Raw genomic sequence first — 13,547 nt, forward strand, 5'->3', positions numbered from 1 at the left:
AGGTATTAGGGCTTGCTCCCTCCCACAATGGGGCGTTTGTGTGGCCTATAGCGCCAAATCCTCGGGGTTGTGGCAAACTTCGCGGTTACAAGAGTGAATAAAGCGTCGCCAGTTTGATGCCTGCTGGACGGAATCAAACGACTTAAAGTTTGGTACGACGGTACCAATATCTTCTGCCTGACAGATTTAGAGGAACGACCGTGCATAACGTCGTCATCAGCGGCACTGGCCTGTATACCCCGGCCAATAGCATCTCCAACGAAGAGCTGGTGCAGTCTTTCAATGCCTACGTACAACAGTTCAACGCCGACAACGCCGCCGCCATCGAGCGTGGCGAGGTGCAGGCGCTGACCGAGTCGAGCGCGGCATTCATCGAAAAGGCATCCGGCATCAAGAGCCGTTTTGTGATGGACAAGGACGGCATCCTCGATCCGCAGCGCATGGCCCCACGCTTGCCCGAGCGCAGCAACGACGAATGGTCGGTGCTTTGCCAGATGGCCATCGGTGCCGCCGAACAAGCCCTGCAACGTGCCGGCAAGACCGCCGCCGACATCGACGGCGTCATCGTCGCCTGCTCCAACTTGCAACGCGCTTACCCGGCGATCGCCATTGAAGTTCAGGAAGCTTTGGGCATCCAGGGGTTCGGTTTCGACATGAACGTGGCGTGTTCTTCGGCCACCTTCGGCATCCAGAACGCGGCCAACAGCATCCAGTTGGGTCAGGCTCGGGCGATCCTGATGGTCAACCCGGAAGTCTGCACCGGCCACCTGAACTTTCGCGATCGCGACAGCCACTTCATCTTCGGTGATGCCGCCACGGCGGTGATCCTGGAACGCGCTGACCTGGCGACGTCCGAGCACCAGTTCGACGTGGTGAGCACCAAGCTGCTGACCAAGTTTTCCAATAACATCCGTAACAATTTCGGCTTCCTCAACCGCACGGCGGAAGAGGGCGTTGGCGCCCCCGACAAGCTGTTCGTGCAGGAAGGCCGCAAGGTATTTCGCGATGTCTGCCCGATGGTGGCCGAATTGATTGGCGCGCACCTGGCGGAAAATCAGTTGAGTGTGACCGATGTGAAGCGTTTCTGGCTGCACCAGGCCAACCTGAGCATGAACCACCTGATCGTGAAAAAGCTGCTGGGGCGCGATGCGTCGGTGGCAGAAGCGCCAGTGATCCTCGATACTTACGCCAATACCAGCTCGGCCGGCTCGGTGATTGCGTTTCACACTTATCAGGATGACCTGCCCAAGGGCTCGGTTGCCGTACTCAGCTCCTTTGGCGCCGGGTATTCGATTGGCAGTGTGATCCTGCGCAAACGCTGAGTGTGTGGGAGCTGGCTTGCCTGCGATGGCATCACAGTGGTGTGCTTGATACACCGAGGTGTCTGCATCGCAGGCAAGCCAGCTCCCACAGGACCGGGTGTGCACTTTTAAATAGAGGTTTGAATGGCAGCAGCGGACGACGCGCACCTGCTTGAACGCCTGCTCAAGGGTGAGCAGCGGGCCTATAAGGAATTGGTCACCACCTACCAGAGCGCAATGCGGGCGGTGGCCTATGCCATCGTCGGTCAGCGCCACGCCGATGAAATCGTGCAAGACGCCTGGCTTTCGGTCGTACGTAATCTGGCCAAATTTGAAGGGCGATCAAGCCTCAAGACGTGGCTGTTGACCATTACCGCCAACGCCGCCAAGGGGCGTTACAAACAGAATCGTCGAGAGGTACTGCTCGACGACTTGCCTTCGCCCCACGGCACCATTGGTGATGACCGTTTCAGCCCGGATGATGGCCATTGGGCTGTCGCCCCGTATGCCTGGCACCAGGACACCCCGGAAGCGCTGTTGACCGAAGATGAACTGCGCAAATGCCTGGAACATACGATTCTGAGTTTGTCCGAATTGCAAAGCAGCGTGCTGGTGTTGCGTGAACGCCAGGGTCTGGAGCTGGAAGAGATCTGTAATCTTCTGAGCCTTTCGCTCTCCAACGTGCGTGTGCTCTTGCATCGAGCACGGCTTAAAGTCTTCGCTACGGTGGAGCATTTTGAGGAGACGGGCGAATGCTGACCTGTAAAGAGCAAGTAGCGCGCTCCAGTGACTATCTGGATGGTCAATTGACCTTCCGTGAACGTCTGATGGTGCGTCATCACTTGATGTTCTGCCCGAACTGCCGACGGTTTATCCGGCAGATGCGCCTGTTGCAGGCGACGCTCAAGCGTATGCCGCAAGAGCCGGTGGAGGGTGTTGATGCGCTGGCTGAACAACTGGCGGCCGAGCGGCGTAAAGACATCATGTAGGAGCGAGGGGGACGCCTAGTTCTTGCTCGCGAAAAACGTCAACGGTAACGCGGGTAACCTGGATAAACGCGTTGCCTGTGCGCTCTTCGCGAGCAAGCTCGCTCCTACAGTAACGGTTAGAACTTGGCTTCAGCATCCAGCTGCAAGGTATTGGTGTTGGCGTCACGCTGGGTACGGCTGGCGTAGTCCGCCTTGGTCAGGAAGTAGGTGGCGCCGAGGGCGAAGTTTTTGTCGATGTCGTAGCTGACCTTCATCTTGTGACCGCGCGAACCGGTGGTGCCGTTGGCGAAGTCCGAATCGGTGAAGGCGCCTACGACGGCATTACGTTGAACGTCGCGGTAGTTGTAGTCCAGGTTGAAACCGAACACCTTCGTCTTGGCACCCAGCAACCAGGCGGTGTCCTGATCGGTCACGGCATCGTTGTTTTTCACGTATTGGCCGTAAAACGACAGCGGCACTGCCAGGCCGCCGACGTCCGCCTGGGCAAAACCTTCATACAGGCGGAATTCGTTGTTGGCCGAGTTGCCGTTGACCGCCAGTGCGCAAGGCGTGGTGGTGGTTGTGCAGCGGCTGTCCTCGTCATTCTTGTAGGCGTAGACGCTGCCGCCCAGAGTCATTTTCAGGTTGTCGGTGACCGAGAAACGCGTGCCCAACTGGCCCGACGTCAAGCGCAGGTCGTGGCGGAACTGCACGCCGTCGCCGTCGACGTTGTCCTTGAGGTTGTAGTTACCCAGGCTGCCGAACAGTTCGGCGCTGCTGCCCAGGGGGTATTTGTAGGTGACGGCCAGGCCTTCAGGGTTGATGTCGCTATCCCAGATCACATCGCCCATGTTTACCCATGGCTGCAGCATCTTGCCGCCGATCACGTGCAGGTTCTTGATCTGGTCCGGGTGGTAGTCGATGTAACCGAGGTCCAGCCAGATCGATTTTTTATCGAAGTAGCCGTCCTGATCCTGGTTGGTAGAGCGTGCATCGTCACCGCCGCCGGTGGCGATACGGATGCCGGTGTCCACCTGCGGGTTGATTTCGGTGTAGGCACCCAGGCGTGCGCGGATACGTTGACGGTCTTTGTCACGCCCACCGTTGTTGGGTTCGCCATCGATCTTGATGGTTTCCTGACGGAAGCGCACGTCACCCTTGAACTGAGTCTTGGCGGCCCACGCCAATTTCTGGTCGAAGCTGCTCAGCTCGTTGGTTTTTTTCGCAGTGGCTGCGATCTGCTCGTTGGTCTCTTGTTGAGCCTGGCGTGCGATCTGTTGTTCTTTCTGGTCCTTGGCCAGTTCCGCTTGCAGTTCGGTGTACTGCGACGCGGTGATCTGGCCGTTGGCCTTGAGCATGTCGAGCAATTTAGCGTCGACTGCAGCGCTGGCCGGAACGCTCAGTGCCAGCAACAGGCCGCCACACAGGACCGCCGCAGTTTTAGTGGAAGCAAGACGCATATCAATCTCCGAAAGTGAGGAGGGATGGCAAACCATCCAGGACACAACCGACCCATGACGGACGGAAAAAATGTCGCCCGGTAGACCCGGGCGCTCTAAAAACTGGCGTCAGTATCGCGGCCGTTTATGACGGAGTAGTGGCTAAGTGATTTCATGTAGATGACAGCTTGTAACGGGAAGGAACTAACCTTTGCCCGTTCTGTCTGCGCGTTTTGCAGATGTGCGTCAGGCTGCGATAGGCGATACTGCCCAGGCTTTCACGCCGAGAAACAATGAGGATGTCGATGCCACTGCAACGCCTGGACAGCCTGTCCGCAATCGCTGCGCCCACCTGGGATGCCCTGGTGCCGCAGGCCCAGCCTTTTGTGCGGCATGGGTTCTTGAGCGCGCTGGAAGACAGTGCAAGCCTGGGCCCGCAGTCAGGCTGGCAGCCGGAACATTTGCTGCACTGGGAAGGCTCAAGATTGGTGGCGGCATTGCCCAGTTACCGCAAATGGCACTCCTATGGCGAGTACGTGTTCGACCATGGCTGGGCCGACGCCTGCGAGCGCGCCGGCATCGATTACTACCCCAAGCTTCTGACCGCCGTGCCGTTCAGTCCGGTCAGCGGGCCGCGCTTATTGGCGGCCAGTGCCGAAGACGGCTTCGAGTTGCTCAAAAGTTTGCCGGGTTACCTGGAAATCGAAGGGCTCTCCAGCGCCCATATCAACTTCACCGACGCTTTGGCCGACGATGCCCTGGCCCGGCAGCCTGACTGGATGCAACGCCTGGGTTGTCAGTTTCATTGGCAGAACCGTGGCTATCGCGACTTCCAGGATTTCCTCGACGCCCTGAGTTCCCGCAAGCGCAAGCAGATGCGCAAAGAGCGTGAACAAGTGGCGGGGCAGGGCATCGAGTTCGAGTGGCTGCAAGGCCACCAACTGAGCGAAGCCCAATGGGATTTTGTTTACGCCTGCTACGCCAACACCTATGCGGTGCGCCGCCAGGCGCCCTACCTGACGCGGGCGTTTTTCAGCCTGTTGGCCGAACGCATGCCCGAGGCGATCCGTGTGGTGCTGGCCAAGCAAGGCCCGCGCCCGGTGGCCATGGCCTTCAGCCTGATCGGTGGCGACAGCTTCTACGGCCGTTACTGGGGCTGCCTGGCGGAGTTCGATCGGCTGCATTTCGAAACCTGCTTTTATCAGGGCATGGACTACGCCATCGCCCACGGCCTGCAACGCTTCGATGCGGGCGCCCAGGGCGAGCACAAATTGATTCGCGGGTTTGAGCCGGTGATTACGCGGTCCTGGCACTACCTGCGCCATCCGGGGTTGAAGAGCGCTGTGGAGGACTTTCTTGAGCGAGAACGCGTTGGGGTTCTGGCGTATGCCGAGGAGGCGAGGGCGGCCCTGCCTTATCGGCACTCTGACGGAACGTGAAGCACACTGTAGGAGCGAGCTTGCTCGCGAAGAACGTACAGGCGACGCGTGTTTACAGCTGTAAGCACGGCGTCATCGTTGGCGTTTTTCGCGAGCAAGCTCGCTCCTACAGGGATTGGGTCAAGCGGTTTTTTCTGCACCCAACCATCGGTAGGTAAGGCCGCCGATCACCGCGCCGAGGATCGGCGCGAGCCAGAACAGCCACAACTGCTGCAGCGCCCAGCCGCCGACAATCAACGCAGGCCCCGTGCTGCGGGCCGGGTTGACCGAGGTGTTGGTCACCGGGATGGAGATAAGGTGGATCAGCGTCAGCCCCAGGCCAATGGCGATGGGCGCGAAGCCTGCGGGGGCGCGGCGGTCGGTGGCGCCCAGGATGATCAGCACGAACATCGCCGTCATCACCAGCTCACAGACCAACCCTGCCGCCATCGAGTAACCACCGGGTGAGTGTTCGCCATAGCCGTTGGAGGCCAGGCCGCTCGCCAGTTCAAAGCCGGGTTTGCCGCTGGCAATGAAATACAGCAGCGCGGCGGCGATGGTGGCACCGATCACCTGAGACACGATGTAGGCCGGCAACTCCCTGGCCGGAAATCTTCCGCCCACTACCAGCCCCACCGAAACGGCCGGGTTGAGGTGACAGCCGCTGATATGCCCGATGGCAAACGCCATGGTCAGCACGGTGAGCCCGAAAGCCAGAGCCACGCCGAGCAGGCCGATTCCGACGTTCGGGAAAGCGGCTGCCAGTACCGCACTCCCGCAGCCGCCCAACACCAGCCAAAACGTACCCAGCCCTTCCGTTACGGAACGTTTGAACAGTGACATGAACACTTCCTTAGATTGCTCTATCTGATTAACGGTCTTTGTGGCTTCCCTGCCGCCTAAATCAGGGCCCTCCTGGGGCCTGATTGCAGTACAGCAGGATTGTGTCGCAAGACCAGCTCGATAGAGAAAACTGTCAGAATTGTTCGGAATTGCCCACGCACCTATCCAATGAAATCAGTCTATTCCGACAAATCCGCCGGTCTGGTGCTGCCACAATCGCGAATAAAGCCCGCCCTGCGCCAGCAACTCGGAATGGCTGCCGCTTTCGGCAATCTGGCCTTTCTCCAGTACTACCAGGCGATCCATTCGCGCAATGGTCGACAACCGGTGGGCGATCGCAATCACCGTCTTGCCCTGCATCAGGGTTTCCAGGCTCTCCTGGATTGCCGCTTCCACTTCCGAGTCCAATGCCGAGGTGGCTTCGTCCATGATCAGGATAGGCGCGTCCTTGAGCAGCACACGGGCGATGGCGATACGTTGACGTTGACCGCCGGAGAGTTTCACCCCGCGCTCACCCACATGGGCGTCCAGCCCGGTGCGGCCCTCGGAATCCGACAGCAGCGGGATAAACTCATCGGCGCGAGCCTTGTGCACAGCAGCCCAGAGCTCTTCGTCGGTTGCGTCCGGTTTGCCATACAGCAGGTTGTCGCGGATCGAACGGTGCAGCAGTGATGTGTCCTGGGTGATCATGCCGATCTGGGCGCGCAGGCTTTCCTGGGCCACGTCGGCGATGTTCTGGCCGTCGATCAGGATGCGCCCGCCTTGCAGGTCGTAGAGGCGCAACAGCAGGTTGACCAGCGTCGATTTGCCTGCGCCGGACGGGCCGATCAAGCCGATCTTTTCCCCGGCCTTAATGTTGAGGTTGAGGCCACCAATGATCCCGCTCTTCTTGCCGTAGTGAAAATCCACCTGCTCAAAGTGCACTTGGGCATGGGGGACTTTCAGGCGCGGGGCGTTTTCACGGTCGGTCACGGCCAGTGGCTGGGCGATGGTTTTCAAGCCGTCCTGCACGATGCCGATATTTTCGAAGATGCCGTTGACCACCCACATGATCCAGCCGGACATGTTGACGATGCGGATCACCAGGCCGGTAGCCAGAGCAATTGCGCCCACGGAAATCAGCGACTGGGTCCACAGCCACAAAGCCAGGCCGGTGGTGGTCACAATCAGCAGGCCGTTCAAGATACAGATCACGGTGTCCATGCTGGTGAGCACGCGGGCGGCCAGTTGGGTTTTTTCGGTCTGTTCGATGATCGCTTGCTTGGCGTATTCCTGTTCGTTCTGCGTATGGGCGAACAGCTTCAAGGTGGTGATATTGGTATAGCCGTCGACGATTCGACCCATCAATTTGGAGCGCGCCTCGGAGGAGATCACCGAGCGTTCCTTCACCCGTGGTACGAAGTAACGAAGGGCCAGGCTGTAGCAGACGATCCAGGTGATCAGCGGGATCATCAGCCGCCAGTCAGCCTCGGCAAACAGCACCAGGGCACTGATGGCGTAGATCGACACGTGCCAGATGGCTTCTGCCGTCGCCACTGCCGAATCCCGCAAAGAGTTGCCGGTTTGCATGATCCGCTGGGCGATGCGCCCGGCGAAATCGTTCTGGAAGAAGTTCAGGCTCTGCTTGAGCACGTAGCTGTGGTTCTGCCAGCGAATCAGGCTGGTCATGCCGGGGTTGATGGTCTGGTGCACCAGCAAGTCATGCAGGCCGTTGAAGAGTGGGCGCAGCAGCAGGGCAACCACGGCCATCCAGATCAGCTCGGCGCTGTGGATCTGGAAGAAATTCGCCGGCGGTGTGCCCTGGGCCAGGTCGATGATGCGGCTCAGGTAGCTGAACAGCGCCACTTCGATAAGCGCTCCGACCAGTCCCACCACCAACAGTGCGGCGAAGCAGGGCCACACCTGGCGCAGGTAATAGAGATAGAAGGGCAGGACTTTTTCGGGAGGGGCCGCGCTGGGAGCGTCGCGGAAAATATCGATCAGTTGTTCAAAGCGACGATAGAGCATTGGGTTTGACGCCCGCCGGGCGGGCTCTCCTTTCAAATGCGCGCGGTGCCGTATGGGCACCACGCGAAGCTAGCTGCAGACCTCAGTCGATGCGCTTGGCCGACTTGATCAACACAGGATCGATTGGCACGTTCTGCATGCCCTGCTTGGTGGTGGTCTGGGAGTTGACGATGATGTCGACCACATCCATGCCCTTGACCACCTTGGCGAACACGGCGTAACCGGCATCGCGACCCGGGTCGAGGAAGGCATTGTCGGCTACGTTGATGAAGAACTGGCTGGTGGCCGAGTTAGGGTCATTGGTGCGGGCCATGGACAGGGTGCCGCGCACGTTATGCAGGCCATTGCTGGCCTCGTTCTTGATCGGTGCTTCAGTCGGTTTTTGCGACATTTGTTGGGTGAACCCGCCGCCCTGGACCATGAAGCCCGGGATTACGCGGTGGAAAATCGTGTTGGTGTAGAAACCCTTGTCGACATAGGCGAGGAAGTTCTTGGTGCTGATCGGCGCCTTGACCGGGTCCAGTTCGATTTCAATGTCGCCATTGGTGGTGGAGATCAATACGTGGGGCGCCTTGGCAGGTTCGGCCGCCATCAGGTTGGCAGCGAACAAAACGGAACCGGCAAAGAAGGCGATTTTTTTCAGCATGGGTCAGTGATCCTGGGTAGTGGTTTCGACTGTCTTTAGAAAATCGAGCAAGGTCGCGTTAAAGACTTCGGGTTGATCCAAGGGCGTGGCATGGCGGGAATCTTCGATCACCACCAGTCGCGCATCGGGCAGCAGTTTTACATAGATTTCTTTCTGCGCCACGGGGGTGTAGTCGTGGTCAGCGCTGATGACCAGGGTTGGACAGGTAATTCGTGAAAGTTGTTCCTGTACGCCCCAGCCCACAATCGCGTCGAAGCTGGCGAGATAAGCACGTTTGTCGTTGCTTGCCCAGCGTTCGGCCATCTTGCGGCGCAGGTCGGCCTGTGCAGGTTTGGGGAACAGTCGGTTGCCCAGGGCCTTGCCGATGGTGCTCAGGCTGAGCACGCGGGCCAGGGTCCAGCGTTTGGCCCACTGCCAATAGTCACCTGCACTGCGCACTTTGACTTCGGGCGCACTGTTGACGATGCACAGGCTTGTGACCCGCGCGGGGTCGTCCACCGCCAGTTGGAAGGCGATCATGCCACCCATGGATAAACCCACAACGTGGGCAGGCGGCAGGTCCAGGTGTTCGATCAGGGCCAACAGGTCGAACGTGAAGCCCTGAATGCTGTAACGCTCGCGGGGCTTATCGGAGCGGCCATGCCCGCGCACGTCGACCACGATCAGGCGATAGTGCCGGGCCAGTACCGGCACTTGCAGCTCCCAATCCTGGCTGCTGGAGCCCAGGCCGTGAATCAGGATCAGCGGAGCGCCGTGGCCGTATTCCTCGTAGTGCAGGCTGCAGCCTTCGTGGTCGAACCAGGCCATGGGTGAACTCCGTTTCAGGCTTGTCGGGGGGCGGCGAAAGGCGCGTCCAGGGGGGCGGTGTCAAAGGTGCGCAGCAACTCCACAAGAATCTGCGTCGCCGGCCCCAGGGGTTTGTCCTTGTTGGAGTAAAGATAGAACGTCGGGTGACGGCTGCCGCCCTGTTCCAAGGGCAGTTGCTTGAGTACGCCTTCGGCCAGTTCACGCTCGATCATGTGCCGTGGCAGCCAGGCAAAGCCCAGGCCGCTGCCCACGAAGGCGGCGGCGGTGGCCAGGCTGCCGACGGTCCAGCGCTGTTCGGCACCCAACCAACCCACGTCGCGCGGTTGCTGACGACCGGAGTCGCGGATGACCACTTGCATCTGGCTTTCCAGGTCCTGGAAGCTCAGCTCGCGATTCATACGGTGCAATGCATGTTCGGGGTGGGCCACGGCGATGAATTCCACATCGCTCATTTCGGTACCCAGGTAACCGGGGATACTGAAACCGCAAATCGCCAGGTCGGCTACGCCTTCGATCAGCAGTTCTTCAACGCCGGACAACACCTCTTCACGCAAGCGCACCCGGCAGCCGCGGCTTTGCGGCATAAACGCAGTCAGCGCGCGCACCAGGCGGGCATTGGGGTAGGCCGCATCCACCACCAGCCGCACTTCGGCTTCCCAGCCCTGTTCCATGTGGTGGGCGAGGTCTTCCAGTTGGCTGGCGTTTTTCACCAGTTGGCGGGAGCGGCGCAGCAGCACTTCGCCGGCCTCGGTGAGCACCGCCTTGCGCCCATCGATACGCAGCAGCGGCACGCCGAGTTGATCCTGCATACGGGCCACGGTGTAGCTCACTGAAGATTGCGAACGGTGCAGCGCTTCAGCCGCCTGGGCGAAGCCACCGTGGTCAACCACGGCCTGCAACGTGCGCCATTGATCGAGGGTAACGCGGGGCGCTTTCAAGATGAGCTCCTCTTGTCCTAAGCTGGCGGTCCTTATTGGAGACTGCCGAATGAGAAAGTTGTGTTGTGTGTTGCTGGCGCTGCTGCCGATGAGCGCATTTGCCTACCCTATCGACGTGACGAAAAAGATCGATGGCGTAAGCATTGATTACACCGCCTCCGACGTAGACGCAGACATCAGCTCGATTCAGCTAAACAACTACGGCAACCAGGATGCAGTGTGTTCGGTAATCTTCACCAACGGCCCGGAATCACCGCGCCGTCGCACCGTGACCGTGCCGGCAGGCAAAAGCACCAACAGCACGGTCAGGTTCAACCGCTCCATCATCAAGATGCGCATCGCCTTGAACTGCAGCCCCAAATAAAGCGATAGCGGAGCATGTCCACAGGCGTACTCCGCTTATAAACAAATTTATAGATGGGTTATAGCAGTTTTTTGCGCTTTTTAATCGAATTAGCCCTGGTTAATCTTCTCTCCATCGACTTACAACCTTTACCGATGGAGCCTACGTAGCCATGTCCAACGTTCTGATCATCGAAAGCAGTGCGCGCCAGCAGGATTCTATCTCTCGCCAGCTCACCCAACAGTTCATCAGCCAATGGCGGGCTGCCCACCCGGCCGATCAGATCACCGTGCGCGACGTGGCGCTCAACCCGGTTCCACACCTGGACGCCAACCTGCTTGGCGGCTGGATGAAACCTGAAGAGCAGCGTAACGACAGCGAACAGGTGTCTCTGGACCGCTCCAACGAATTGACCGAAGAACTGCTCGCCGCCGATGTGTTGGTAATGGCTGCACCGATGTACAACTTCGCCATTCCCAGCACCCTCAAAGCCTGGCTGGATCACGTGCTGCGCGCCGGCGTCACGTTCAAGTACACCGCCACCGGGCCGCAAGGCTTGTTGACCGGCAAGCGTGCCATCGTGCTGACCGCCCGTGGCGGCATTCACACCGGGGCCACCTCGGACCATCAGGAACCCTACCTGCGCCAGGTCATGGCCTTTATCGGCATTCACGACGTGACTTTCATTCACGCCGAAGGGGTGAACCTGAGCAGCGACTTCCAGGAAAAAGGCATCAACCATGCCAAAGCCTTGCTCGCACAGGTGGCGTGATCCGTTAATCGCCAGATAATCGCGAGCTGTTTATATAGCGCCACGCCAACCCTTCAAGTACGCGTATCGAACCTCCCTTTGCACTTGTTGCTCCTGAGTGCTCCTGCCCGACTGCCGCTTTAGCGAGGTCGGGTTTTTTTTGCCTTGAGTTTCTTCACGGCTGGAAAAGCTTTAATGTCGCGCCCATTCGAAACGAGGCGCGCATGGGCTATTTACTGGTTGTTACTCTGATTCAGGCATTTTCCTTCAGCTTGATCGGCGAATACCTCGCCGGTCACGTCGACAGCTACTTCGCTGTGCTGGTGCGGGTAGTGCTGGCCGGGCTGATCTTTATCCCGCTGACCCGCTGGCGCTCGGTGGAGCCTGCGTTCATGCGCGGCATGTTGGTGATCGGTGCATTGCAGTTCGGCGTGACCTACGTATGCCTGTACCTGAGCTTTCGCGTGCTGACGGTGCCGGAAGTGCTGCTGTTCACCATCCTCACCCCGCTGCATGTGACCCTGATAGAGGACGCGCTTAATCGCCGCTTCAATCCCTGGGCGCTGGTCGCGGCCCTCGTGGCGGTGGGCGGTGCGGCAGTGATTCGTTTCGATCAGATCACCCCGCACTTCCTGATGGGGTTCTTGCTGCTGCAATTGGCCAACTTCACCTACGCCGCCGGGCAAGTCATGTACAAGCACCTGGTGGCACGTTATCCCAGTGACCAGCCGCACTTCCGGCGTTTCGGTTATTTCTACCTGGGCGCCTTGTTGGTGGTGTTGCCGGCGTTCCTGCTGTTCGGCAAGGCCGATTTTTTGCCGCAAGCGCCGCTGCAATGGGGTGTGCTGGTGTTCCTTGGTTTGGTCAGCACCGCGCTGGGCATGTACTGGTGGAACAAGGGCGCCTGCCTGGTCAACGGCGGCACCCTGGCGGTGATGAACAACCTGCATGTGCCGGTGGGGCTGTTGCTGAACCTGCTGATCTGGAACCAGCACGAACCGCTGGGCCGTCTGGCCCTGGGCGGCCTGGTGATTCTGGGGGCGGTTTGGATCAGCCGGCTGGGTGTGCGTCGGGCGGTGTCGTCTCCATCGTGATCACCACCTTGCCTTTGGCGCGGCCTTGTTCGACATAGTCCAGGGCCGCCGCTGTGGATTCGAAAGGAAAGGTACGGTCGATAACCGGCCGGATACTGCCGGACTCGACCAGCGCGGTGATTTCATCCAGTTGTACGCCACTGGCACGCATGAAGACAAACTCATAGCTCACGCCTTGCTTGCGTGCTTTCCTGCGGATACCGCTGCTCAACAGGCCCATGACCAGGCCTAATGCCCATGGCAGGTTCTGGGCGCGGGCGAAGGCGGGCGTCGGCGGCCCGGAGATGGAGATGAGCTGACCGCCGGGCTTGAGCATCTTCAGTGACTTGGCCAGTGCATCCGGGCCCAGGCTGTTCAGCACCACATCGTAATCGCGCAGCACGGCCTCGAAGGCTTGCTGTTTGTAGTCGATCACTACATCCGCGCCCAACGCCTTGACCCACTCCACATTGGCGGTGCTGGTGGTGGTGGCGACAAAAGCGCCCAAATGCTTGGCCAGCTGGATGGCGATACTGCCCACCCCGCCTGAGCCCGCATGAATGAAAACCTTCTGGCCTTTCTTCAGCTTCGCGGTTTCCACCAGCACCTGCCACGCCGTGAGCGCGACCAGGGGCAGGGCCGCGGCTTGCTCCATAGTGATGTTGTCGGGTTTGCGCGCCAGTGCGTCTTCGTGCACGGCAATCCGCTCGGCGAAGGTGCCGATACGTTGCTGGGGCGGGCGTAGACTTCGTCCCCCGGTTTGAAGCGTCGTACCGCAGCGCCGACGCTGAGCACCACGCCGGCCAGGTCATTGCCCAGTGTCAACGGCAACGCATAGGGCAGGATCAGTTTGAATTCGCCCTTGGCGATCTTTGCATCCAGCACATTGACGCTGCTGGCCCGCACCTGAACCAGCACGTCATGCTCACCCACAACAGGCGCGGGGGTCTCGATGAGGCGGCCGGGCTGCTTGCCGTACCGTTCGATGGAAAATGCCTCCATGGTTCAACGCT

The 13,547-nt window shown here is 59.7% G+C and carries 13 protein-coding genes and 1 pseudogene; 7 read left to right on the plus strand and 7 right to left on the minus strand.

The window, feature by feature from the left end; genetic code table 11:
* Positions 1 to 200: 200 nt before the first annotated feature.
* The 3 genes from JFT63_RS17455 to JFT63_RS17465 all read left to right on the plus strand — a co-directional run bounded on the left by JFT63_RS17455 (position 201) and on the right by JFT63_RS17465 (position 2,290).
* The gene (locus tag JFT63_RS17455) at positions 201 to 1,322 is read left to right on the plus strand and encodes a beta-ketoacyl-ACP synthase III (protein ID WP_057700986.1); all 1,122 of its coding nucleotides are present in this window, start codon (positions 201 to 203) and stop codon (positions 1,320 to 1,322) included.
* A gap of 123 nt (positions 1,323 to 1,445) precedes the next feature.
* On the plus strand, positions 1,446 to 2,060 hold the full coding sequence (locus JFT63_RS17460; protein WP_057700985.1) for an RNA polymerase sigma factor: 615 nt from the start codon (positions 1,446 to 1,448) through the stop codon (positions 2,058 to 2,060).
* Positions 2,054 to 2,290 carry an anti-sigma factor family protein gene (locus tag JFT63_RS17465; RefSeq protein WP_057700984.1) on the plus strand — a complete coding sequence of 79 codons (237 nt, stop codon included), beginning with the start codon at positions 2,054 to 2,056 and terminating at the stop codon, positions 2,288 to 2,290. The genes JFT63_RS17460 and JFT63_RS17465 overlap by 7 nt, the downstream gene beginning before the upstream one ends.
* Positions 2,291 to 2,406: 116 nt before the next feature.
* Here the strand turns inward: JFT63_RS17465 and JFT63_RS17470 are convergent, their stop codons facing one another.
* Entirely contained in the window at positions 2,407 to 3,729 is a 1,323-nt protein-coding gene (locus JFT63_RS17470) for a putative porin (protein WP_198844378.1), read from the minus strand.
* Between the two features lie 284 nt (positions 3,730 to 4,013).
* On the opposite strand from JFT63_RS17470, the gene JFT63_RS17475 reads away from it, so the two are divergent.
* Positions 4,014 to 5,147 (plus strand): GNAT family N-acetyltransferase, encoded by a 1,134-nt coding sequence (locus tag JFT63_RS17475; RefSeq protein ID WP_057700982.1) that lies wholly within the window; start codon positions 4,014 to 4,016, stop codon positions 5,145 to 5,147.
* Positions 5,148 to 5,267: 120 nt separating this feature from the next.
* On the opposite strand, the gene aqpZ is transcribed toward JFT63_RS17475, so the two are convergent.
* The 5 genes from aqpZ to JFT63_RS17500 all read right to left on the minus strand — a co-directional run bounded on the left by aqpZ (position 5,268) and on the right by JFT63_RS17500 (position 10,367).
* Positions 5,268 to 5,969, minus strand: coding sequence for an aquaporin Z (aqpZ, locus tag JFT63_RS17480; RefSeq protein WP_198706446.1), 702 nt, complete (start codon positions 5,967 to 5,969; stop codon positions 5,268 to 5,270).
* Between the two features lie 174 nt (positions 5,970 to 6,143).
* Positions 6,144 to 7,976, minus strand: coding sequence for an ABC transporter ATP-binding protein (locus JFT63_RS17485; protein ID WP_057700980.1), 1,833 nt, complete (start codon positions 7,974 to 7,976; stop codon positions 6,144 to 6,146).
* Positions 7,977 to 8,058: 82 nt separating this feature from the next.
* Positions 8,059 to 8,622, minus strand: a complete 564-nt coding sequence (locus JFT63_RS17490; protein ID WP_032879982.1) for a peptidylprolyl isomerase — start codon at positions 8,620 to 8,622, stop codon at positions 8,059 to 8,061.
* A 3-nt stretch (positions 8,623 to 8,625) separates the two neighbouring features.
* Positions 8,626 to 9,429 carry an alpha/beta fold hydrolase gene (locus JFT63_RS17495; RefSeq protein WP_198844379.1) on the minus strand — a complete coding sequence of 268 codons (804 nt, stop codon included), beginning with the start codon at positions 9,427 to 9,429 and terminating at the stop codon, positions 8,626 to 8,628.
* A gap of 14 nt (positions 9,430 to 9,443) precedes the next feature.
* A complete protein-coding gene (locus JFT63_RS17500; RefSeq protein WP_005790234.1) occupies positions 9,444 to 10,367 on the minus strand; it encodes a LysR family transcriptional regulator in 924 nt (307 codons plus the stop codon).
* A 49-nt stretch (positions 10,368 to 10,416) separates the two neighbouring features.
* Here JFT63_RS17500 and JFT63_RS17505 point away from each other — a divergent pair, with 49 nt between their 5' ends.
* The 3 genes from JFT63_RS17505 (at position 10,417) to JFT63_RS17515 (ending at position 12,555) form a co-directional block, all read left to right on the plus strand.
* The gene (locus JFT63_RS17505; protein ID WP_057700977.1) at positions 10,417 to 10,731 is read left to right on the plus strand and encodes a hypothetical protein; all 315 of its coding nucleotides are present in this window, start codon (positions 10,417 to 10,419) and stop codon (positions 10,729 to 10,731) included.
* Between the two features lie 151 nt (positions 10,732 to 10,882).
* Positions 10,883 to 11,482 carry an FMN-dependent NADH-azoreductase gene (locus JFT63_RS17510; protein WP_198706445.1) on the plus strand — a complete coding sequence of 200 codons (600 nt, stop codon included), beginning with the start codon at positions 10,883 to 10,885 and terminating at the stop codon, positions 11,480 to 11,482.
* Positions 11,483 to 11,685: 203 nt separating this feature from the next.
* On the plus strand, positions 11,686 to 12,555 hold the full coding sequence (locus JFT63_RS17515) for a carboxylate/amino acid/amine transporter (RefSeq protein ID WP_034128297.1): 870 nt from the start codon (positions 11,686 to 11,688) through the stop codon (positions 12,553 to 12,555).
* Here the strand turns inward: JFT63_RS17515 and JFT63_RS17520 are convergent.
* Positions 12,512 to 13,536: pseudogene (locus JFT63_RS17520) on the minus strand (NADP-dependent oxidoreductase). The gene JFT63_RS17515 and the pseudogene JFT63_RS17520 overlap by 44 nt on opposite strands.
* Positions 13,537 to 13,547 lie beyond the last annotated feature (11 nt).

The sequence above is a fragment of the Pseudomonas sp. MF7453 genome, assembly GCF_016405455.1.
Classification (GTDB): Bacteria; Pseudomonadota; Gammaproteobacteria; order Pseudomonadales; family Pseudomonadaceae; genus Aquipseudomonas; species Aquipseudomonas paralactis.

Coding starts and splice junctions, on each gene's coding strand:
- JFT63_RS17460 (WP_057700985.1), top strand. CDS start 1,446: ATGGCAGCAGCGGACGACGCGCACCTGCTTGAACGCCTGCTCAAGGGT.
- JFT63_RS17465 (WP_057700984.1), top strand. CDS start 2,054: ATGCTGACCTGTAAAGAGCAAGTAGCGCGCTCCAGTGACTATCTGGAT.
- JFT63_RS17470 (WP_198844378.1), bottom strand. CDS start 3,729: ATGCGTCTTGCTTCCACTAAAACTGCGGCGGTCCTGTGTGGCGGCCTG.
- JFT63_RS17475 (WP_057700982.1), top strand. CDS start 4,014: ATGCCACTGCAACGCCTGGACAGCCTGTCCGCAATCGCTGCGCCCACC.
- aqpZ (WP_198706446.1), bottom strand. CDS start 5,969: ATGTCACTGTTCAAACGTTCCGTAACGGAAGGGCTGGGTACGTTTTGG.
- JFT63_RS17485 (WP_057700980.1), bottom strand. CDS start 7,976: ATGCTCTATCGTCGCTTTGAACAACTGATCGATATTTTCCGCGACGCT.
- JFT63_RS17490 (WP_032879982.1), bottom strand. CDS start 8,622: ATGCTGAAAAAAATCGCCTTCTTTGCCGGTTCCGTTTTGTTCGCTGCC.
- JFT63_RS17495 (WP_198844379.1), bottom strand. CDS start 9,429: ATGGCCTGGTTCGACCACGAAGGCTGCAGCCTGCACTACGAGGAATAC.
- JFT63_RS17505 (WP_057700977.1), top strand. CDS start 10,417: ATGAGAAAGTTGTGTTGTGTGTTGCTGGCGCTGCTGCCGATGAGCGCA.
- JFT63_RS17510 (WP_198706445.1), top strand. CDS start 10,883: ATGTCCAACGTTCTGATCATCGAAAGCAGTGCGCGCCAGCAGGATTCT.
- JFT63_RS17515 (WP_034128297.1), top strand. CDS start 11,686: ATGGGCTATTTACTGGTTGTTACTCTGATTCAGGCATTTTCCTTCAGC.